Origin of the sequence: Streptomyces sp. NPDC047081 (genome assembly GCF_040643775.1) — a bacterium.
GTDB lineage: Bacteria > Actinomycetota > Actinomycetes > Streptomycetales > Streptomycetaceae > Streptomyces.
The window spans coordinates 133,313-154,602 of the sequence record NZ_JBEYUY010000019.1; the positions used below are offsets into that span (position 1 = coordinate 133,313).

Annotated in this window: 18 protein-coding genes; 4 read left to right on the forward strand and 14 right to left on the reverse strand. The window is 71.7% G+C overall.

What is annotated here, in order from left to right:
* Positions 1-137: 137 nt before the first annotated feature.
* The 7 genes from pheT to infC all read right to left on the reverse strand — a co-directional run bounded on the left by pheT (position 138) and on the right by infC (position 7,418).
* Positions 138-2,648 (reverse strand): phenylalanine--tRNA ligase subunit beta, encoded by a 2,511-nt coding sequence (gene pheT / locus ABZ848_RS31550; protein WP_360837394.1) that lies wholly within the window; start codon positions 2,646-2,648, stop codon positions 138-140.
* Entirely contained in the window at positions 2,648-3,769 is a 1,122-nt protein-coding gene (gene pheS / locus ABZ848_RS31555) for a phenylalanine--tRNA ligase subunit alpha (protein WP_360837396.1), read from the reverse strand. The genes pheT and pheS overlap by 1 nt, the downstream gene beginning before the upstream one ends.
* Before the next feature lie 128 nt (positions 3,770-3,897).
* Complete coding sequence (locus tag ABZ848_RS31560; protein ID WP_360837398.1) at positions 3,898-4,971, reverse strand: ATP-binding protein; 1,074 nt, start codon at positions 4,969-4,971, stop codon at positions 3,898-3,900.
* A 51-nt stretch (positions 4,972-5,022) separates the two neighbouring features.
* Positions 5,023-5,880: an RNA methyltransferase gene (locus ABZ848_RS31565; RefSeq protein ID WP_360837400.1), complete on the reverse strand. Its 858-nt coding sequence runs from the start codon at positions 5,878-5,880 to the stop codon at positions 5,023-5,025.
* Between the two features lie 89 nt (positions 5,881-5,969).
* The gene (rplT, locus tag ABZ848_RS31570; RefSeq protein ID WP_004002577.1) at positions 5,970-6,353 is read right to left on the reverse strand and encodes a 50S ribosomal protein L20; all 384 of its coding nucleotides are present in this window, start codon (positions 6,351-6,353) and stop codon (positions 5,970-5,972) included.
* A 103-nt stretch (positions 6,354-6,456) separates the two neighbouring features.
* Positions 6,457-6,651, reverse strand: a complete 195-nt coding sequence (gene rpmI / locus ABZ848_RS31575; RefSeq protein WP_007829094.1) for a 50S ribosomal protein L35 — start codon at positions 6,649-6,651, stop codon at positions 6,457-6,459.
* Between the two features lie 110 nt (positions 6,652-6,761).
* Positions 6,762-7,418 carry a translation initiation factor IF-3 gene (gene infC, locus ABZ848_RS31580; protein WP_242771274.1) on the reverse strand — a complete coding sequence of 219 codons (657 nt, stop codon included), beginning with the start codon at positions 7,416-7,418 and terminating at the stop codon, positions 6,762-6,764.
* A gap of 362 nt (positions 7,419-7,780) precedes the next feature.
* Here infC and ABZ848_RS31585 point away from each other — a divergent pair, with 362 nt between their 5' ends.
* Positions 7,781-8,146 carry a DUF1844 domain-containing protein gene (locus tag ABZ848_RS31585; protein WP_242770747.1) on the forward strand — a complete coding sequence of 122 codons (366 nt, stop codon included), beginning with the start codon at positions 7,781-7,783 and terminating at the stop codon, positions 8,144-8,146.
* Positions 8,147-8,150: 4 nt separating this feature from the next.
* Here ABZ848_RS31585 and ABZ848_RS31590 read toward each other — a convergent pair whose 3' ends face one another.
* On the reverse strand, positions 8,151-8,879 hold the full coding sequence (locus tag ABZ848_RS31590) for an SseB family protein (protein WP_360837402.1): 729 nt from the start codon (positions 8,877-8,879) through the stop codon (positions 8,151-8,153).
* A gap of 160 nt (positions 8,880-9,039) precedes the next feature.
* On the opposite strand from ABZ848_RS31590, the gene ABZ848_RS31595 reads away from it, so the two are divergent.
* Entirely contained in the window at positions 9,040-10,041 is a 1,002-nt protein-coding gene (locus ABZ848_RS31595; RefSeq protein ID WP_360837404.1) for a serine hydrolase, read from the forward strand.
* 9 nt (positions 10,042-10,050) lie between these two features.
* On the opposite strand, the gene mycP is transcribed toward ABZ848_RS31595, so the two are convergent.
* Positions 10,051-11,202 (reverse strand): type VII secretion-associated serine protease mycosin, encoded by a 1,152-nt coding sequence (gene mycP / locus ABZ848_RS31600; protein WP_360837406.1) that lies wholly within the window; start codon positions 11,200-11,202, stop codon positions 10,051-10,053.
* Positions 11,203-11,246: 44 nt separating this feature from the next.
* Positions 11,247-12,176: a hypothetical protein gene (locus ABZ848_RS31605; RefSeq protein WP_360837408.1), complete on the reverse strand. Its 930-nt coding sequence runs from the start codon at positions 12,174-12,176 to the stop codon at positions 11,247-11,249.
* Between the two features lie 2,243 nt (positions 12,177-14,419).
* Here ABZ848_RS31605 and ABZ848_RS31610 point away from each other — a divergent pair.
* Positions 14,420-15,622 carry an amino acid deaminase/aldolase gene (locus ABZ848_RS31610; RefSeq protein WP_360837409.1) on the forward strand — a complete coding sequence of 401 codons (1,203 nt, stop codon included), beginning with the start codon at positions 14,420-14,422 and terminating at the stop codon, positions 15,620-15,622.
* 10 nt (positions 15,623-15,632) lie between these two features.
* Here the strand turns inward: ABZ848_RS31610 and ABZ848_RS31615 are convergent, their stop codons facing one another.
* The 4 genes from ABZ848_RS31615 to ABZ848_RS31630 are packed head-to-tail and all read right to left on the reverse strand — an operon-like array spanning position 15,633 to position 20,421.
* Positions 15,633-16,865: a haloacid dehalogenase-like hydrolase gene (locus ABZ848_RS31615; protein ID WP_360837411.1), complete on the reverse strand. Its 1,233-nt coding sequence runs from the start codon at positions 16,863-16,865 to the stop codon at positions 15,633-15,635.
* Between the two features lie 25 nt (positions 16,866-16,890).
* Complete coding sequence (locus ABZ848_RS31620) at positions 16,891-17,673, reverse strand: 3-oxoacyl-ACP reductase (RefSeq protein ID WP_360837413.1); 783 nt, start codon at positions 17,671-17,673, stop codon at positions 16,891-16,893.
* Between the two features lie 6 nt (positions 17,674-17,679).
* On the reverse strand, positions 17,680-19,044 hold the full coding sequence (locus ABZ848_RS31625; RefSeq protein WP_360837414.1) for an aldehyde dehydrogenase family protein: 1,365 nt from the start codon (positions 19,042-19,044) through the stop codon (positions 17,680-17,682).
* 12 nt (positions 19,045-19,056) lie between these two features.
* Positions 19,057-20,421, reverse strand: a complete 1,365-nt coding sequence (locus ABZ848_RS31630; RefSeq protein ID WP_360837415.1) for a glutamine synthetase family protein — start codon at positions 20,419-20,421, stop codon at positions 19,057-19,059.
* A 93-nt stretch (positions 20,422-20,514) separates the two neighbouring features.
* Here ABZ848_RS31630 and ABZ848_RS31635 point away from each other — a divergent pair, with 93 nt between their 5' ends.
* On the forward strand, positions 20,515-21,249 hold the full coding sequence (locus tag ABZ848_RS31635; RefSeq protein WP_360837417.1) for an FCD domain-containing protein: 735 nt from the start codon (positions 20,515-20,517) through the stop codon (positions 21,247-21,249).
* Positions 21,250-21,290 lie beyond the last annotated feature (41 nt).

Genomic DNA, 21,290 nt, shown 5'->3' on the forward strand with positions numbered 1-21,290 from the left:
CGCATTTATGCAGGTGAGGGGCATATTCACGGAGGGTTGCGCAGCGCCCCTTCTTTTAGGGGCGCGGGGAACTGCGCGACAAGCCACGACGAACCCGCAGCCGCCAACGAACAACAGCTCCCCGCCCCTTGGGCGAACTAGCCCCTCAGCACCGCCCCCACACGCTCCCCCGCAAGGGCAACCGCCGCATCCCGAGCAGCAGTCGCTTCCTCGACGGTCAGCGTGCGATCGGCAGCCCGGAACCGCAGCGCATACGCAAGGGACTTCCGCCCCTCACCGAGCTGCTCCTCGTTCTCGTACACGTCGAACAGCCGGATGCCCTCAAGGAGTTCACCCGCTCCGTCCCGCAAGGCAGCCTCGACATCGGCATGCGGCACGAACTTGTCGACCACGAGCGCGACATCCTGCGTAGCCACCGGGAACGTGGAAATGCTCGGCGCCTGAGGCGTGTCGTTGCCGACAGACTCAACCGCATCCAGGTCCAACTCCATCGCACTGGTCCGCTCCGGCAGCCCCAGCGCCTTCACGACCCGCGGATGCAGCTCACCGGCATGCCCGACAACCGTCTCCGCCCCGTCCACGACGAGCACGAACTCGGCACAGCGACCGGGATGCCACGGCCCGTACTGCCCCTTGCGGACGACCAGTTCGGCCCCGGCCTCCCGCGCCACCGCGCGCCCCGCCTCGACGGCGTCGGCCCAGTCCGCGGGGCGGCCCTTGCCCCACCAGCCGGCCTGCTCACGCGCACCGGCGAGCACGGCGGCCACATGCCGCGGCTGCTCCGGCAGCGCCGCGTCGAGCCCGGCGATCTCCTCGTCGGTCGGCCGCCGGTCCACCGGCAGCGCGACGGCGACCTTCCGCTCCTCGCGCGGAAGGAAGACCAGCCCGGTCTCGAACAGGGCGAGGTCGTGCGAACCCCGCCCGTTGTTGCGCCGCAGCGCACCCAGCAGACCCGGCAGCAGCGAGGTCCGCAGCGCGGGCTCCTCGTCGCTGAGCGGGTTGGTGAGCTTCACGACCTTGCGGCCCGGGTCGTCCGCATCCAGGAGCAGCTGGTCGAAGATCTGCTCGCTGATGAACGGGTAGTTCGGCGCCTCGACATAGCCCGCCCCGGCCAGCGCCCGGCCGACCCGGCGGTGCAGCCGTTGCCGGTGGGTCAGGCCGCGGCCCGAGGGGAGCTTGGGCAGCGTGGAGGGCAGGTTCTCGTAGCCCTCCAGGCGGATGACCTCTTCGGCGAGGTCGTTGATCTCGGTGAGGTCGGGCCGCCAGGACGGGACGGTGACGATCAGCTCGTCCTGCCCGTACACGTCGCAGCCGATCTCCTGCAGCCGTCGTACGACCGTCTCGCGGCCGTAGTCGACGCCGGCGACCTTGTCGGGGTGGTCGGCCGGGACGGCGATGGTGTGCGGCGCGGAGGGGGCGACGACCTCGGTGACGCCGGCCTCGGCGGTGCCGCCCGCGAGGAGGACCAGCAGGTCGACCGTGCGCTGCGCGGCAGCGGCCGCGGCCTGCGGGTCGACGCCCCGCTCGAAGCGGCGGGAGGCCTCGGAGGACAGCTTGTGGCGACGGGCCGTACGCGCGATCGACACCGCGTTGAAGTGGGCGGCCTCGATGACGACGTCGGTCGTGCCCTCCCCTTCCTGGTGGTCGGCGATCTCGGTGTTGGCGCCGCCCATGACACCGGCGAGGCCGATGGGGCCGCGGTCGTCGGTGATGACCAGGTCCTCGGCGTGCAGCTTCCGCTCGGTGCCGTCGAGGGTGACGATCTTCTCGCCCTCGGTCGCGCGGCGGACGCCGATCGTGCCCTGGACCAGCGAGCGGTCGTAGGCGTGCAGCGGCTGACCGAGCTCCATCATCACGTAGTTGGTGACGTCGACCGCGAGGGAGATCGGGCGCATGCCGACCTTCTGGAGGCGGCGCTGGAGCCAGATCGGCGAGCGGGCCTCGGGGCTGAGGCCGGTCACCGTGCGGGCGGTGAAGCGGTCGCAGCCGTGCGGGTCGGAGACCTGGACGGGGTAGCCGAAGGCGTTCGGGCCGGGTACGTCGATGAGCGCCGGGTCGCGCAGCGGCAGGCCGTAGGCGATGGCGGTCTCGCGGGCCACGCCGCGGATGGACAGGCAGTCGCCGCGGTTGGCGGTGACGGCGATGTCCAGGACCTCGTCGACCAGTTCGAGCAGCTCGATGGCGTCCTTGCCGACCTCGGTCTCCGGCGGCAGCACGATGATGCCGTGCGTGCCGTCGTCGCCCATGCCCAGCTCGTCGCTGGAGCAGATCATGCCGTGGGACGTCTTGCCGTACGTCTTGCGCGCGGAGATCGAGAAGCCGCCGGGCAGGGTGGCACCCGGGAGCACGACCACGACCTTGTCGCCGACCGCGAAGTTCCGGGCGCCGCAGACGATCTCCTGGGGCTCGCCGGTGCCGTTGGCCTGGCCGACGTTCACCGTGCAGAAGCGGATCGGCTTCTTGAAGCCCTCCAGCTCCTCGATGGTCAGCACCTGGCCGACGACGAGCGGGCCCTTGAGGTCGGCGCCGAGGTGCTCGACGGTCTCGACCTCGAGGCCGGCGGAAATGAGCTTGGCCTGGACGTCACGCCCGGTCTGAGTCGCCGGCAGGTCGACGTACTCCCGCAGCCAAGAAAGCGGGACCCGCATCAGATCTCCATCCCGAACGGCCGGGTGAACCGGACGTCACCCTCGACCATGTCTCGCATGTCTTCGACGTTGTGGCGGAACATCAGCATCCGCTCGATGCCGAACCCGAAGGCGAAGCCGCTGTACTTCTCCGGGTCGACGCCGCAGGCGGTCAGCACCTTGGGGTTGACCATCCCGCAGCCGCCCAGCTCGATCCAGCCCTCGGAGGAGCAGGTACGGCAGGGGCGGTCGGGGTTGCCGACGGACTCGCCGCGGCAGACGTAGCACACCATGTCCATCTCGGCGGACGGCTCGGTGAAGGGGAAGAAGTTCGGGCGCAGCCGGGTCTTCATGCCCTCGCCGAACAGCGACTGGACCATGTGGTCGAGGGTGCCCTTGAGGTCGGCCATGGTCAGGCCCTCGTCGACGGCGAGCAGCTCGACCTGGCGGAAGACCGGGGTGTGGGTCGCGTCCAGCTCGTCGGTGCGGTAGACGACGCCGGGGCAGATCACGTACACCGGCAGCTCGCGGCCGAGCAGCGAGCGGATCTGCACGGGCGAGGTGTGGGTGCGCAGCACGACGCCGGACTCGGTGCCGCCGTCCGGGCCCTCGATGAAGAAGGTGTCGGCCTCGCCGCGGGCCGGGTGGTCCGGGCCGATGTTCAGGGCGTCGAAGTTGAACCACTCGGCCTCGACCTGCGGGCCCTCGGCGACCTCGTAGCCCATGGCCACGAAGACGTCCTCGATACGCTCGGACAGGGTGGTGAGCGGGTGGCGGGCGCCGGCCGGTACGCGGTCGTACGGCAGCGTGACGTCCACCGACTCCTCGACCAGCACGCGTGCGTCGCGCTCGGCCTCCAGCTCGGCCTGGCGGCCGGCGAGGGCCTTGTTCACGGCGCCCCGGGCCTGGCCGACGAGCTTTCCGGCGGCGGCCTTGGCGTGCGGGGGCAGGGCGCCGATCTCGCGGTTGGCGAGGGCCAGCGGGGAGGTGCCCCCGGTGTGGGCGACCTTGGCCTCCTGGAGCGCGTCGAGGGAGTCCGCGGCTGCGAAGGCGGCGAGCGCCTCGTCCCGCATGCGCTCGATCTCTTCCGGTTTCAAGGCCTCGACCTCTACCGGGTCGTACGACTTATTCGGTGCCGACATCTCTTCCCGTGCTTCCGATTGGCTGGCGGATGGTCCCCGTGACCGGCGCTCTAAGCCGTGTGCAGGACACAAAGGTGCCAAAGGCCGAGTCTAACGGGGTGGAGGTATACGAATGCGCCCGCGGGCACTCAGCTCAGATAGGCCGGAGCGCTCACGGGCAACGTAAATCGGAACTCGGCGCCGCCCTGGGGGCCGCGGCCGACGGTGATGGTGCCGCCGTGGGCCTCGACGATGCCCTTGACGATGTAGAGCCCGAGGCCGGTGCCGCCGCGCTTGCTGCCCCGCCAGAAGCGGGTGAAGACGCGGTTCATGGACTCCTCCGGGATACCGGGCCCCTCGTCGCTCACCGTGACCGACGTGCCGGTGTCCTCGTCCTCGCGGGGGGACTCCGTGGCCGTGATGTCAATCGTGACGGTTCCCTCGCCGTGCCGCACGGCATTTTCGATGAGGTTGCTGAGCACCTGGTCGACCTTGTCGGGGTCGGCCCACAGGTCGGGCAGCGGCTGTTCGAGCCGGAGCAGGAACCGGTCGGCGGGCTGCCCGGCGGCGACGTACGCCTGGATGTGCCGTCCGACGGCCGCGCCTATGTCGACCGGCTGGCGCCGCACCTCAAGGCGTCCGCTGTCGATCCGCGAGATGTCGAGGAGCTCGGCGATGAGCCGGGTGACGCGGTCGGCGTCGGCGTCGACGGTCTCCAGCATCAGGCGCTTCTGGTCGTCGGTGAACCGTTCCCACTTGGCCAGCAGGGTGGCCGTGAAGCCCTTGACCGAGGTGAGCGGGGAGCGCAGTTCGTGGGCGACGGTGGCGATCAGCTCGGCGTGGCTGCGCTCGGTGCGGCGCCGCGCCTCGGTGTCGCGCAGGGAGACGACGACGCGGCGGACCGGGCCGGTGGGCTCGGCGCGGACATAGCGCGCGGAGACCAGCACCTCACGGCCGCCGGGGAGGAGGAGGTTGCGCTCGGGCTGTCGCCGCCGGATGGCGAGGCCGCCGTACGGATCGGTCAGCTGCCACCAGCGCCGCCCCTCCAGGTCCTCTAACGGCAGGGCCTTCTCCAGGCGCTGCCCGAGGGCCTCGTCGGCGGGGACCGCGGTGATGCGTTCGGCGGCGGCGTTGAAGCAGACGACCCGGCCGTCCTCGTCGGCCACGACCAGACCGTCGGGCAGCTCGTCGGGATCGACGCCCCCGCTCGTGCCCACACTCATCCCCGTACCCCACCTCTCAGCCGGCCAGGGGCCCCCGAGCTGGTCACCCTACTAGCTCTCGGTGACGGAGCGGCACCCTCCGGAGGCGCGCTGTGCACGGGCCGATGCATAGAGACATACGGCGGCGGCGGTGGCGAGGTTCAGACTCTCGGCCTTCCCGTGGATCGGGACGCGCACGACGGCGTCCGCGAGCGCGCGGGTCTCCTCCGGGAGCCCCCAGGCCTCGTTCCCGAACACCCAGGCGGTCGGCCCGCCCATGGTGCCCTTGTCGAGCTCGTCGTCGAGGTCGTCGGTCCCGGCCCCGTCGGCGGCGAGGATCCGCACGCCGGCCTTCCTGAGCCCGGCCACCGCCTCCTCGACCGGCACACCGACGGCGACGGGGAGGTGGAAGAGCGAGCCGACGGAGGCCCGTACGGCCTTGGGGTTGTACAGGTCCACAGACGCGTCCGTGAGTACGACGGCCTCGGCCCCGGCGGCGTCCGCGCACCGCAGCACGGTCCCGGCGTTCCCGGGGTCCCGCACGTTCGCGAGGACGGCGACCAGCTTGGGCCGGGCGGCGAGGATCTCCGCGAAGGGGGTGTCGAGGAACCGGCAGATCCCGACCAGCCCCTGCGGGGTGACGGTGGTGGAGATGTCGGCGATGACCTGCTCGGACGCGAGATGCACCCGGGCACCGATCTCCCGGACCCGGCCGATGATGTCGGCGTAGCGCTCCGCCGCCTCGACGGTCGCGAACAGTTCCACGAGCGTGGCGGTGCCGTCCGTGTCGTGCCCGGCCGCTTCCCTGACGGCCTGCGGCCCCTCCGCGAGGAACAGCCGGTCCTTGCCCCGGAAGTTCCGCTTGGCCAGCCGCCGGGCGGCGGCGACACGAGCGGAACGGGGGGAGATCAGCTCGGGGGTAACGGGCATCGCACTCACTCTCAGCACTCAACGAAACGGACCCGCGGGCAGAAGCCCGCGGGTCCGTACAGTCACGTCGGCCTAGGCCAAGCGCAGCGTCACGCGGCCTTGGGGGCGTTGACGTCCGACGGCAGCGCCTTCTGCGCGACCTCGACCAGGGCGGCGAACGCACCGGCGTCGTTGACGGCCAGCTCGGCGAGGATCTTGCGGTCGACCTCGACGTTGGCGGCCTTCAGGCCCTGGATGAAGCGGTTGTAGGTGATGCCGTTGGCGCGGGCAGCGGCGTTGATGCGCTGGATCCACAGCTGGCGGAAGTCGCCCTTGCGCTTCTTGCGGTCGTTGTAGTTGTAGACCAGCGAGTGGGTGACCTGCTCCTTGGCCTTGCGGTACAGGCGCGAACGCTGACCGCGGTAGCCGGAGGCCTGCTCGAGGATCGCCCGGCGCTTCTTGTGGGCGTTGACTGCCCGCTTGACGCGTGCCACTTGTTAACTCCTTGTAGCGGGGCCGTGGTTGGACTCACACGACCCGGTATCGATTGGGTCCCGGTGATGACGTCGGGCGCTCAGAGGCAGAGCGCCGCGTGCGTCACTTGCCGAGAAGCTTCTTGATCTTCTTGGCGTCGCCCGGGGCCATCTCGGCGTTGCCGGTGAGGCGGCGCGTCAGGCGCGACGACTTGTGCTCGAGCAGGTGGCGCTTGCCGGCGCGCTCGCGGAGCACCTTGCCGGAGCCGGTGACCTTGAAGCGCTTGCTGGCACCGCTGTGCGACTTGTTCTTCGGCATAGCGCCGTTATCTCCTCGTCGGTGGCGCTCCGGTGCCCGGTCGGAAAACCGGGCACGTCGGAACGTCGCTCTTGTTTCGGTTATGTCCCGGGGACCGGTGTCCCCGTGGATCACGCCTCGGCGGAAGCCTCGGCAGGAGCCTCGGTCTCCACGGCGGTCTCGACCTCGGCGGCGTTCTGCGACTTGCCGGGGTTGGCCTTCGCTTCGGCCTTGCGGGCTTCCTGCGCCTGGCGGGCCTCGGCCATCGCCTCGGTCTTCTTCTTGTGCGGACCGAGAACCATGATCATGTTGCGGCCGTCCTGCTTCGGGTTCGACTCCACGAAACCGAGGTCCTGGACGTCCTCCGCGAGACGCTGCAGCAGTCGGTAGCCGAGCTCGGGCCGGGACTGCTCGCGACCACGGAACATGATCGTGATCTTGACCTTGTCGCCCTGCTTGAGGAACCGGACGACGTGACCCTTCTTGGTGTCATAGTCGTGCGGGTCGATCTTCGGCCGGAGCTTCATCTCCTTGATGACCGTGTGCGCCTGGTTCTTGCGCGCCTCACGGGCCTTCATGGCCGACTCGTACTTGAACTTCCCGTAGTCCATGAGCTTGCACACGGGCGGACGGGCGTTCGCCGCTACCTCGACGAGGTCGAGGTCGTACTCCTGGGCAAGCTCCAGTGCCTTCGCCAGCGGGACGATGCCCACCTGCTCGCCACTGGGACCGACAAGTCGCACCTCGGGAACGCGAATCCGGTCGTTGATGCGGGGCTCGGCGCTGATGGATCCTCCTCGGTTAGCACCACACGGCGGTCTGGCGGACAGCCGCGTATGTCTCTTTCCTTAGACCTAACCGCGCCGAAGCATGAAAAATGCCCCGGACGATCACAGGCGGGGCTCCAAATACACTGCCGGAGCACCACCGCGATCACGCGGGGCGCGACTTCGGGCGACTCCATCGTCCGTACGGAACGATGGCGGCCGCCTGACCGGGGTGACCCGCCGTCCCGGAGGACGGTCAGGTGGGAGATCGGAGCCTCCACTTGTAGGCCGGGCACATGAATGTCCGGCCGGTCGTCACACAAGGTTAGCAGCTACCCGGGGGTGGTGCGAACCGGCCCGCACCGGGCCCTATCGTGTGGGACATGAGTGACACCCCTCCCGCGTCCCCTGACTCCCCCGGCTTCGACGAGATGACCCGCGACATCGCCGAGGTCCCCGCCGTCGAGGTGATCGTGACGGTGGCCGTGAACCTGATGAGCGCCGCCGCCGTGAAGCTCGGTCTGACCGAGGAGGGCGACAAGTACAAGGACCTGGACGAGGCCCGCAAGCTGGTCACCGCCCTCGCCGGCCTCCTCGACGCGTCCGTGACGGAGATCAGCTCCTTCCACGCCTCACCGCTGCGCGACGGCCTGAAGTCCCTCCAGCTGGCCTTCCGCGAGGCGTCGATCGTCCCGGACGAGCCCGGTCAGGGCCCGGGCGAGAAGTACACCGGTCCCGTCTACGGCTAGTCCCTCACCGTACGTACAAGGGCTCGCCAGGAGGCGTCGCCCCGACCGGCAGCAGAGCCAGGTCGAGGCCGCGCACCAGGCGGGCCCTCAGTGTCTCGTCGGCGGCGAGGCGCCGGGCGACCGCGTGGACGCTCGCGTCGTTCGGCATTCCGGGGTAGAGGACCAGGGCGAGCGTGCCGTCGCCCTGACCGGGTCCGAGGTAGGCCCGTTCCACCGCGCCCACGGCGGCGACGGCGGTACGCACCGATTCCACGACCGCCGGATCGGCGAGCGGATCGGCCGTCGTACGCCCCTCGGCGAGCGCGAGCAGCGCGGGCCCGGTCAGCTCGAACGGCACCGGACCGGCCAGGTCGAGCACCACCGTGTCCGCCTTCTCGTGCGCGGCGGCCTGCAGCGCCTGGTGCAGGGGTACGGCGACGGGGCGCGCCGCCGGGTCCCACCGGGCCAGCGAGTCGGTGGACGTGAAGGCGGGCAGGGCGGTCCGGGATCCGGCCTTCAGGGTCGGTACGGCCATGTCGCTGGTCTTCTCGTGGCGCAGCCCGTTCTCGTCCTCCTCGACCTCGCCGAGCACGGCGACGACGGGCACCAGGAGCCGGGCACCCTTCAGCGCCTCCAGGACCGGTGCCAGCGCGGTGCGGTCCTCGGCCCAGGCGGCGAGCGCGGCGCTCAGCCGGGGGTCGGCTGAGCCGTCGTCGTCGGGGAAGCCGGAGTCGGGAATGTTCTTGTTCGCCACGGTCACCGACCCTATCGGGCGGATATCGGGGGCTTGCTGCTGGGCTTGTGCGGCGCCGGAAACCGGCGGTTCACAGCCTTCACGGCTTTCTCAGATTTCCCTGACACACATCTAACGTCCGTCTAACGGCGCACACAGTCGCCGCCCGGACCATCGCGGCATGGAGTCCCCCAGAGCCCGCAGCAGCCGCCGCGCTCGTCCGTCCCGGACGCGCCCCATGCTCTACACCGCCCTCGCCACCGTCGCCATCGTCGGCGGTACGGCCGCCGGGACCGTGTACGTGAAGGCCCAGGCGCACTCGGGTGGGACCCCCGTATCGTCGGCGGGGTCGCCGACGGCCTCGACGTCGGCCACGGCGGACGGGGAGGAGTCGGTGGAACCTGTGGCGCAACCGGCGGTGGACTACGACTCGCTGCTCGCGAAGGCGATGAAGTCGGTGCCGGTCGGGGGCAAGGCCGAGGTGTCGGTGGCGGTGCTGGACATGGACTCCGGCGACAGTGCCACGTACGGCGACGGCGCCTTCGACACGGCGAGCATCGTGAAGGTCGACATCCTGGCGACGCTGCTGCTGCAGGCGCAGGACGCGGACCGGCAGCTGACGGCGACGGAGAAGGCGTACGCCGTCAAGATGATCGAGAACAGCGACAACACGTCCGCCTCCGCGCTGTGGGACGTCATCGGGAAGGCCGACGGGCTGGACGCCGCGAACAAGAAGTTCGGGCTGACCGGCACGGAGGGCGGCGACGGGGCGCTGTGGGGGCTGACCCAGACCACGGCCGCCGACCAGCTCAAGCTGCTCCAGCAGGTGTTCGGCGACGGCTCGAAGCTGAGCAAGGCGTCGCAGACGTACATCAAGGGCCTGATGGGGCGGATAGAGGCCGACCAGCACTGGGGGGTCTCGGCCGCGGCCGACGGTTCGAAGTGGGCGCTGAAGAACGGCTGGCTGGCCCGCAGCACCACGAACCTCTGGGACATCAACAGCATCGGGCGCGTGACGGTGGACGGCCACGACTACCTGGTGGCCACACTGTCCAAGGGCAACTCGACGCAGGCGAAGGGGATTTCGCTGGTGGAGGCGGCGGCGAAGGCGGCGGTGTCGGTGTTCACGGGAGACACGGCCACAGCGTCGGCCTCGACCTCCGCTTCGGCTTCGGCTTCCTAGCAGGCGATCCTAGAAGCCGTCGTCGTAACGGCCGCGCCTGCGACCGCGCCACAGCACCACCGCGACGACGAGCAGGACCCCGCCGAGGCTGCCCGCGAGCGGGGCGGCCCAACCGGTGGTGTCGTCATCGGACTTGGCGGTTTCCGGCCCTGAGCCGAAGTACTTCTTGCCGTAGGCGGCCACCTGCAGCCCCTCCGGCTTGAGCTTGCCGGCGGCCTTGATCGCGGCGGCCGGGTCGATCATGCCGAAGCCGCGGGAGTCGTCGCGGCCGCCGACCGGGGCGTCGCGGGCGGTGTCTTCGAGGAGCTTCTTGATCTGGGCGGGGGTCAGCCCGGGATGGGCGGCCTTGATCAGAGCGACCGCACCCGACACGAAAGCGGAAGCCGCACTGGTCCCCCACCCCTCGTAGTACTTGTGGTCGGGGTCGGCGATGACGATGCCGACGCCCGGGGCGCTGACCGTGGCGTACCAGCGGCGGGTGGAGAAGTCGGCGCGGGCGCCGAAGCGGTCGACGGCGGTGGCGGCGATGACGCCCGGGTAGGCGGCCGGGTAGGAGACGTGGTCGCCCTTCTTGCCGCCGTTGCCGGCGGAGGCGACGACGGTGACGTTCTTCTTCAGGGCGTACTGGACGGCCTCGTCCTCGGCGGGTTCGGGGTGGGCGGAGGCCGAGTCGTCGCCGAGGGAGAGGTTGATGACGTCGGCGCCGTGGTCGGCGGCCCAGCGGATGCCTTCGGCGAGGGCGTTGCCGCGGGAGGAACGGGCCTTGCTGCGTGCGGGGTCCTCGTCCTCCAGGATCACCCGCACCGGGAGGATCTTGGCCTCGGGGGCGATGCCCATGACGCCGTCGGCGTTGCCGACGCCGTGTCCGTGCCCGGCGATGATGCCGGCCATGGCGGTGCCGTGCCGGGCCCAGTTGCGCTGCCCCTTGGTGGCGCCGAAACCGATCATGTCCTTGGTGGGCAGGACGTTGCCGTCGAGGTCGGGGTGGTCGTCCTCGACCCCGGTGTCCAGTACGGCGACGGTGACGCCCTTGCCCTTGGTGGTCTGCCAGGCCTGCTGGGTGTGCATGGCGTCGAGGGCCCACTGCTGGGCGCGTATGCCGTCGGCGTGGGCGGCGGTGGAGGGCACGAGGGCGAGGGAGGCGGCGAGCAGCACGCTCATCCCTCCGAGCCGCAGAGTCCCTGATCGCCCTCCCGTCCTCCTCCTCATGAAGACTTCTCCGTGGCCGGACTGCTCACGTCTTTCCTCAGGGCTCGTTCGATGCGGTCGGCGAGGCCCTGGGCCTCGTTGCCGAGGCCGGACTGGGCGGCGGGGGTGGTGGCGCCGGACTTGGTGGCCTGTGCGGCGGGCTGGGGGGTGTCGACGGTACGGCCGTCGGCCCAGCCGGAGACGGCGTACACGACGACGGGGGCGTCGGTGAGGACGGAGAGGGTCCAGGAGGCGCGCTGCTTGGTGCCGAAGTCGGCGGCGGCGGTGTCCTTGGCCGCGTAGGGGCGGGGCAGGAGGTCGGTACGGGTGCCGAGGTTCTCGTCCCGGAAGCGCTTGGCGAGGGAGTCCATGGCGGTGGCGTCGGCGTCGGTGAAGAGGAGGCCGACGGTGGTGACGTAGCTCTGGGTGGCGTCGGTGTAGGTGGCGCGGATGAGCCGCTGGCATCCCACGGGTGCGAGGGCCTTGCCGAGCAGGGGGTCGAAGGCGCCCTTGCATCCGCTGTCCGGGGCGACGGCGATACGGGTCCAGGTGCGGTCGGCTCCGCCGGGGCCGGCGCCCCGGCCGTTGACGGTGGGCGGGAAGAGCTTGTCGACGGGAACGCTGTGCCACAGCGAGCCGGCGGCGGCAAAGGTGCCACTGGAGCCGCCGGCCTCATCATCCCCGGCCAGCCAACTCCCGGTCACGGCACCGCCGATGAGCCCGACCCCGAGCACAACACACGCGGCGACGGCCCCGGCCCGAGACCGCACCCGCCGAAGCCCACGCGGCCGCCCCTGCCCGTCGTACCCCTCGGGCTCCCCGAACGACACGACGGGCCGACTCGCCCCGGGGACGCCACCGGGGGCCATGGGGGCGCTCCAGGAGAGGGCGGGGTCCGGGGTTACGGAGGTGGTGGGGGGTGGTGGGGAGGGGTGGGTGGACGGCATGGGGGGCGTGTGGGAGGTGGGGGGGCGTGTGGGGGTGGGCGTTGGGCGGGTGGTCGGTGTGGGGGGTGCGGGGGTGGTTGGGCTCGGGTGGGTGGAGGGTGCCGGAGGTGTGGGGGTGGTTGAGCCTGTGCGGGGCGCCGAAGAGGTGGGGGCGTTCGAACCCGGACGCGTGGGCGCGGTCGAGCCTGTGCGAGTGCGGGGCGCCGAAGAGCTGGGCCCGCCCGAGCCCGGACGCGTGGGTGCGGACGAGTCCGTACGCGTGGGTGGCACCGGAGGTGCGGACCCGGCTGAGTCCGTGCGGGTGCTCTGGGTGGGGAGAGCTGCCCCGCCCGAGCGAGGGTCGGAGGTCGACGAGGTGGGCGATCCGGGCTGGCGTGCCGGGTCGGTGGGGGTGGAGGCCGAACGGGCGTCCGGGAGCGGCTGCGCCTTACGGCCGGGGCGGCGGAAGTCTTCAGGGGGCGTCGCGGAGCGATCGGAGCGGCGGAAGTCCTCGGGAGGCGTCGCGGAGCCGTCGGGGCGACGGAGGTCCTTGGGGGGTGCCGCGGGGCGGTCGGTCGCGGGTGAGGCAGGGCGCCGCGGCGGCTCGGCGGGCGCGGACGCCGGGCGCGCTTCGGGAAGCGGCTGGGCGACGGGACCGGGGCGGTAGCCCTCGGCGGACGCAGTGGAGCGGTCGGGCGTGGGCGAGCCGGGGTGCCGGGGCGGATCGGCGGGGGCGGCGGAGGCCGGGCGGGCGTCCGGGAGCGGCTGCGCGGCCCGGCCGAGGCGGTAGAAGCCGTCCGGGGGAGCCGGAGAGCGCCGGGGCGGGTCGGCGGGGGTGGAGGTCGGTTCGGTGTCCGGCATGGGGGGTGGGGCCGTGTTGGGGCGGCGGGAGGAGGCGGAGGGATGTGAGGGGGTTTCCGGGCGGGTCGGGGCCGGGCGTCCGGTGGACTCCTGGGCCGATTCGGCCGGGGGCGCGGCCGAGCGGTGGCTCGGGCGCGGGGGTACGGCGGTGTCGGGGGCGGACGCGCCGGTGGTGTCGCGGCGCGGTTCGGGGGGCGTGGACGGAGCGGCAGCAGGGGCGGGCTTGTTGCCACCCGACTCACGGTTCGCCGACGAAGCGGCGCCCGGGATGGGTGTCCCCGTCGCGTTGCGGCCAGGCTCACGGTTCGTCGGCGAATCGGCGCTCGGGGCGGGCATGCCAGTGGTGTCGCGGCGCGGCCCACGGCCCGCCGACGTAGAGGCAGGCGGGGTTGGCCCGCCTGCGATGTCCTCGTGAGAAGCGCGGCCGACCGACGGTGGGGTGTCCGGGAAGCGGGCGGAGGCCTGGGGAGGGGGTGGGTCGAGCGGGGCGTCCCAGGATTCGCCGGCGCTTGGACGCGGAGGGTGGGCGCGGCGCGACGCGGCTCGGTCGGTGCCGGACGCGCCCGCCGACAAGTCACCGTCAGTGCTCGCGCTCGCACCTGCACCGGTCGATCCCGCAGGCCGTCCGAACGCCGCGAACGGCTCCGAACCCCGCCACGGCGACCACACCCCACGTGAACCGCCCGCTACGGAACCACTCGCGTCCTGCCCCGCTGCGTCGGAACCACGTCCATACGACCCCGGAACATCGGACCCCCGCGAGCCCGACCTCCACGCGTCAGTCCCCTGCGCGTCGGTCCCCGGTGCAGAAGCCCGTGCCACACCAGCACCCGGCCCGCCGCTCCTCGACCCGTCCCCGGCCGCCACCGGCGCCCCAGGCCCCCAGGACTCAGCCCCCGCCACGCCATAAGCCCACGTGCTGCCCCCCTGGCCGGCAGACCCCCGGTCACCCGAGCCCTGGTCGCCGGTGCCCTCGGGCTCCCCGGCCTCCCCAGGCCCCCGCTCCCCCACCACAGGCGGCTGCGCCGGCAGCGGCGGTGTCGTCGGGCGTGGTGGGAATGAGGCGTGCTGCGCTTCCGTGCTCATGCACCCCCCGTTTCCTTCATCCCCGGGCCGTCCAGTCCTACGTCGTACGCGCACCGGCGTCCGTGTGCTCAACCGCGCGACACCGAACCCGCACCGAACCCGGGCCGAACTCGCCGCCGCCCGTCCCTCCCGGGCACGCATACCCGTGCGCGTGGACCGGCATCCCGCCGCAGGCCAAGCAGCCGGCGCCGTTCCGTCGTACGTGCGCGTCACTCTACGGGTTGCCCCCGCCCGAACGGGAACCAGTCCACCAGCCCGGGGCATCTGCCCGGAACGTCCCCCTACCCTGCGGTAATCCTGTCTGGCAGGCTTCGTTCATGACTGCGCACGCCGCCGACCGCGCCCGTTACGACCGGGCCACCGCCCATCTCGAGGCCCCTCTCGCCATCGTGGACCTGGAGGCCTTCGACGCCAACGCGGACGACCTCGTCCGCCGGGCCGGCGGCAAGCCGATCCGCGTCGCCAGCAAGTCCGTCCGCTGCCGGACCCTGCTCGAACGGGTCCTCGCGAAGGACGGTTTCGCGGGGATCATGTCCTTCACCCTGGCCGAATCGCTGTGGCTCGCGCGCGGCGGCTTCGACGACGTCCTGCTCGCCTACCCGTCCACCGACCGCGCCGGTTTCGCCGAACTCGCCGCCGACCCCAAGCTCGCCGCCGCCGTCACCGTGATGATCGACGACCCCGCCCAGCTCCGCCTCATCGACGAGGCCAGGGACGGCGGTCGTGAAGTCATCCGGGTCTGTCTGGAATTGGACACCTCGCTCAAGCTCCTCGGCGGGCGCGTGCGCGTCGGCGCCCGCCGCTCGCCGCTGCACTCCCCCGCCCAGGTCGCCGACCTCGCCCGCGCCGTCGCCCGGCGGCCCGGGTTCAAGGTCGTCGGGATCATGGCGTACGAGGGTCATATCGCCGGCGTGGGCGACTCCGTCGCCGGGCGGCCGCTCCGATCCCGTGCCGTACGGCTCATGCAGGCCACCGCCCGCCGCGAACTCGCCGAGCGGCGCGGAGAGGTCGTCCGGGCGGTGCGGGCCGTCGTACCGGATCTGGAGTTCGTCAACGGCGGCGGCACCGGCAGTGTGCAGTTCACCGCCGGCGAGGACGCCGTCACCGAGATCGGTGCCGGGTCAGGGTTGTACGTACCGCGGCTCTTCGACAACTACACCTCCTTCACCGGACGTCCGGCCGCGCTCTTCGCCCAGCCCGTCGTACGGCGGCCGGGCGTCGGGGTCGTGACCGTCCTCGGCGGCGGGTATCCCGCCTCCGGCGCGCCCGGCCGCGACCGGCTGCCCGTGCCTTACCTCCCCGAGGGGCTGCGTTACGACCCCCAGGAGGGTCCCGGCGAGGTGCAGACGCCGCTGCTCGGCTCCCCGGCCGACGACCTGCTGCTCGGCGACAAGGTGTGGTTCAGGCACGCCAAGGCCGGCGAGCTGTGCGAGCGGTTCGACGTGCTGCACCTGGTGGAGGGGGACGCGGTCACGGCCACCGTCCCGACCTACCGCGGGGAAGGACACACCTTCCTCTGATCGTGATCGGCTACACGGTGTCCGACTGGTCGGGGACCACGGAACCGTCCTCCCGCAGCAACGGCCCCCGGCTGCCGTCGGGGGCGTTGTAGGCCGTCGTCGAGCACGGGTAGGGGTCGGCCCGGCGTGGCAGCGGGTCGATGAACATCGGGTTGATCAGCCAGCGGCCGTCGGCGTCGTCGTGGGCGCGGCACATCAGTTCCGGCTTGTTGCGGTCGATGACGAGGTGCGCGCCCGTCGCGTCGCCGACGAAGGTGACGTCGGTGTCGGCGTCCCCGGCCGCGAGGGCCGGGCGGCGCGGCCACGGCCGGCGCTCCCAGGCGGCGGCGCCCTGGACGCCGTAGATCTCCTGGTTGATCCAGCAGCGCTTGCCGTCGATGTACGGGATCGCGCTGCCACGGGACGCGGGGACGCCCCCGCAGCCCTGGTTCCACGGCGTGATCCGGCCCCGTCGGTCCAGGACCGAGCGGATGGCGATGGTGTGGTCGGCGTCGATGCCGACGCCCCTCGACCAGACCTCGGTGATGGGTTCGGAGCCTGCCGAGACGATGTAGACGTCGAATCCGGCGCGCTGGAGGGTGCGGATCAGGTCGCGCTGCTGGTCGTAGTAGCGGACGTAGGCGGGGACCGTGTGGGTGCCCAGGGTGCGGGTGGTGCCGATGGGGGCCGTGAGGGCTTCCGTGCGGGCCGCTCGGGCGTAGGAGGCGAGTTCCGCGGGGGTGCGGCCCGCGAAGAGTTGGGGGACCCAGGCGTACTGGGGGACCGTGCGGCGGTGGTTCCAGGTGCCGGCGAAGGCGGGGGCGCCGGACGCGGTGGTGGCGTTCTCGCGGATGTCGAGGATCTGGTCCGTGCAGCGGGGGTTGGTGGAGGTGCGCAGGGGCTCGGGCGTGCCGGTGCCGCAGGCCTTGGCCAGGGCCTTGTCCGCCGCGTCCGTGAGCCAGGCGCTGGTGTCCTTCCAGCGGGCGGGGCGCAGGAGCTGGTCGTGGCGCAGGGCCCAGGAGAGCGTGGCGTCGGTGACGTCGTTCTTGGTGACCGTGTTGTCCCAGTCGAAGACGGCGACCGGGTGGCGGGCGGGGCCCGAGCAGGTGCCGCGTTCGTCGATCACCTGTTGCAGGTGGGCGCGGTTGTCGCCGTACCAAGTGGTCGACAGTTGCGGGCAGTTGGTGTCCGCCGTCGAAGGTGATGCGGGGGCGGCCGCCAGGGTGGCGGCCGCCAGCAGGGTCCACGCGAGAAGGTGTCGCATACGCGTGGACCGTACCGGTTCGTCCCTACAGGGGCGTGACGTACGCGCCCGCGATTCCGCCGTCCACCAGGAAGTCGGTGGCGTTGACGAAGGAGGAGTCGTCGCTGGCCAGGAAGGCGACGGCGGCGGCGATCTCGTCGGCCTCGGCGAACCGGCCGACCGGGATGTGGACCAGGCGGCGGGCGGCGCGCTCGGGGTCCTTGGCGAACAGCTCCTGCAGGAGCGGGGTGTTGACCGGGCCCGGGCAGAGGGCGTTCACGCGGATGCCCTCGCGGGCGAACTGCACGCCCAGCTCACGGGACATGGCGAGGACGCCGCCCTTGGAGGCCGTGTACGAGATCTGGCTGGTGGCCGCGCCCATCCTCGCCACGAAGGACGCCGTGTTGATGATGGAGCCCTTGCCCTGCCGCTGCATGTAGGGGATGGCGGCCTTGCAGCACAGGTAGACGGAGGTGAGGTTGACCTCCTGGACGCGCTTCCAGGCCTCCAGGCCGGTCTCCAGGATCGAGTCGTCGTCGGGCGGTGAGATGCCGGCGTTGTTGAAGGCGATGTCGACGCTGCCGTAGGTGTCGAAGGCGGTCTTGAAGAGCGCCTCGACCTGCTCGGGGTCGGTGACGTCGACCTTCACGAAGATCCCGCCGACCTCGTCGGCGGCGGCCTTGCCGCGGGCCTCGTCGACGTCGCCGCAGACGACGTGCGCGCCCTCTGAGGCGAGCCGGCGCGCGGTGGCGAGGCCGATGCCGCTGCCGGCTCCGGTGACGACGGCGGTACGGCCGACGAGACGGCGGCAGATGTTGTCTTCGGTCATGAGCGGTCAGGCCTCCGTGCTGATGAAGACGTTCTTGGTTTCGGTGAAGGCGGTCAGGGCGTCCGGGCCCAGCTCGCGGCCGACGCCGGACTGCTTGAAGCCGCCGAAGGGGGTCGAGTAGCGGACGCTGGAGTGCGAGTTGACGGACAGGTTGCCGGCCCGGACGCCCTGCGAGACGCGCAGCGCGCGGCCGACGTCCCGGGTCCAGATGGAGCCGGAGAGGCCGTACGGCGTCTCGTTGGCGAGGCGGACCGCGTCCTGTTCGTCGGTGAACGGGAGCAGGACGGCGACGGGGCCGAAGATCTCCTCGCGGGCGGCGGCGGAGTCGGGCCGTTCGCCGGTGAGGACGGTGGGCGGGAACCAGAAGCCGGGGCCCTCGGGCGCGCTGCCGCGCAGGGCGGGCGCGTCCGCGGGGACGTACCCGCGCACGCGGTCCAGCTGCCGGCGCGAGATCAGCGGGCCCATCTGCGTCTTCTCGTCGGCCGGGTCGCCCACGACGACGGCCGCGAGCACGTCGGCGAGGAGCGCGGAGACCTCGTCGTACACCGTCTCCTGGACCAGGATCCGGGTGCGGGCGCAGCAGTCCTGGCCGGAGTTGTCGAGGAAGGAGAAGGGGTCGACGGCGGCCTTGAGGTCGGCGTCGGCGAAGACGATGTTGGGGCTCTTGCCGCCGAGTTCGAGGGTGACGCGCTTGAGGAGCGCCGAGCCCTTCGCCAACACCTGTTTGCCCACGGCCGTTGACCCGGTGAAGACGATCTTCGCGACTCCCGGGTGCGAGACGAGGGCGTCGCCCGCCACCGGGCCGTACCCGGGCAGCACCTGGAAGAGGCCCTCCGGCAGCCCTGCCTCCAGGGCGAGTTCGGCGAGGCGCAGGGCGGTCAGCGGGGTCGTCTCTGCGGGCTTGAGGAGTACGGCATTGCCGGCGGCCAGCGCGGGGGCGGTGCCCCACGCGGCGATCGGCATGGGGAAGTTCCAGGGAGCGATGACGCCGACCACGCCAAGCGGTTCCAGGATGGTGACGTCCAGGCCGCCGGCCACCGGGATCTGGCGGCCCGTCAGGCGCTCGACGCCGCCCGCCGCGTAGTCGAGCAGGTCGCGGACGTTGCCCGCCTCCCAGCGAGCGTTGCCGACGGTGTGCCCGGCCTCGCGGACCTCCAACTGGGCGAGTTCTTCGAGGTGTTCGTCGACGGCGACCGCGAACCGGCGCAGCAGCCGGGCCCGGTCGGCGGGCGGGAGGGCGGCCCATCCGACCTGCGCGCCCGTGGCCCGTACGACGGCCGCGTCCACGTCGGCCGCGGTGGCGGCGGGCACGGTCGCGACGACCTCTTCCGTGGCCGGGTTGAGGACCTGGAGCTCATGCTCGTACGACAAGGAATCGACCTCTCACATGCGTTCGAAGGAGCGGCGCAGCTCCCAGTCGGTGACCGCGGCGTCGAAGGCCTCCAGCTCGACGCGGGCCATGTTGCGGTAGTGCGCGACGACCTCGTCGCCGAAGGCGGCCTTGGCGATCGGGCTGTTCTCCCAGAGCTCGGCGGCCTCGCGCAGGGTGGTCGGGACGTGCTCGTACTCGGCCGTGTACGCGTTCCCCGCGCAGGCCTCGGGCAACTCCAGCTTCTGCTCGATGCCGTGCAGCCCGGCCGCGACCAGCGCGGCGACGGCGAGATGGGGGTTGACGTCGCCGCCGGGCAACCGGTTCTCGAAGCGCAGGGAGCGGCCGTGCCCGACGACCCGCAGGGCGCAGGTCCGGTTGTCGTACCCCCAGGCGACCGCGGTCGGGGCGAACGAGCCCGGCTGGAACCGCTTGTAGGAGTTGATGTTGGGGGCGTAGAGCAGCGAGAAGTCGCGCAGCGCCGCCAGCTGTCCGGCCAGGAAGTGCCGCATGACGTCGGACATGCCGCCCTCGCCGTCGCCCGGCATGGCGTTGTTGCCGGCCGCATCGGCGAGCGAGAGGTGGATGTGGCAGGAGTTGCCCTCGCGCTCGTTGTACTTGGCCATGAAGGTGATCGACACGCCTTCCTGGGCGGCGATCTCCTTGGTGCCGGTCTTGTAGATGGCGTGCTGGTCGCAGGTGACCAGGGCGTCGTCGTACTTGAACGCGATCTCGTGCTGGCCGGGGTTGCACTCGCCCTTGGCGGACTCGACGGTCAGGCCGGCGCCCGCCATCTCGTTGCGGATCCGGCGGAGCAGGGGCTCGATACGGCCGGTCCCCAGCACCGAGTAGTCGATGTTGTACTGGTTCGCCGGCGTGAGGCCTCGGTAGTTGGCGTCCCAGGCCTGCTCGTAGGTGTCCTTGAAGACGATGAACTCCAGCTCCGTGCCGACCTTGGCGGTGAAGCCGTGCTCGGCGAGCCGGTCCAGCTGGCGGCGGAGGATCTGGCGGGGGGCGGCGACCACGGGCGAGCCGTCGTTCCAGGCGAGGTCGGCGATGAGCATCGCCGTACCGGCGTTCCAGGGAACGCGCCGCAGGGTGGACAGGTCCGGATGCATGGCGAAGTCTCCGTAGCCGCGGTCCCAGGAGGACATCGCGTACCCGTCGACCGTGTTCATCTCGGTGTCGACGGCGAGGAGGTAGTTGCAGCCCTCGGTGCCATGGTGGAGGACCTCGTCGAGGAAGAAGCGGGCGGCGAACCGCTTGCCCTGGAGGCGCCCTTGCATGTCCGGGAAGGCCAGGACGACAGTGTCGATCTCACCGCTCGCGACGAGGGCGTGCAGCTCCTCGACGCTCAACGGGGGTGTGCGGTCTGCCACGGGAGAGCTCCTTCGGCTGCTGCGCTTTTTCCACCGGGCCGGAAGCCATAAGGTATTGCGGAGAACCATTGCTTGGGAAGGGGGTACGGCCGGATGTCGCTGGATCCAGACGGCAGCCTGGAGGACCGGTTGACGCCGGTGCTGCGGCCGGTGCGGGCGGGGAACGGCTTCGAGGAGGCGCTGGAGCAGATCCTGCAGGTGGTACGGCTGGGCCTGGTGCCGGGGGGCGAGCGGCTGCCGGCCGAGCGGGAGCTGGCGGAGCGGCTGGGGATCAGCCGGGTGACGCTGCGCGAGGTGCTCAAGGTGCTGCAGGACCAGGGGCTGGTGGAGTCGCGGCGCGGGCGCTACGGCGGCACCTTCGTGCTGCCGCGCACGGACGCGGGCGGCGAGGACGAGCTGCGGCGGCGGATCACCGAGGTCGACATCGAGGACGTGCTGCGCTTCCGGGAGGTGCTGGAGGTCGGGGCGGCGGGACTGTGTGCGGCGCACGGGCTGACGGACGAGCAGGCGGACCGCCTCCGGGAGGCCCTCGCCCGCACGCACGACGCGCCCCTGGCCGACTACCGCCGCCTGGACACGCTGCTGCACCTGACACTGGCCGAACTGTGCGGCTCACCGACGCTCACCGCGCAGTACGCGGCGGTACGGGCGTCGGTGAACGACCTGCTCGACTGCATCCCGCTGCTCGTACGCAACCTCGAACACTCCCAGCGGCAGCACATCGCGCTGGTCGAGGCGGTCCTCGACGGGGACGCGGACGGGGCGCGGGAGATGATGCGGGAGCACTGCGCGGGGACGGCGGCACTGCTGCGGGGGTTCTTGGCATGAGCACCGGGCGCTCTTGCCCTTCGGCGGCAGTGCACTCCTGC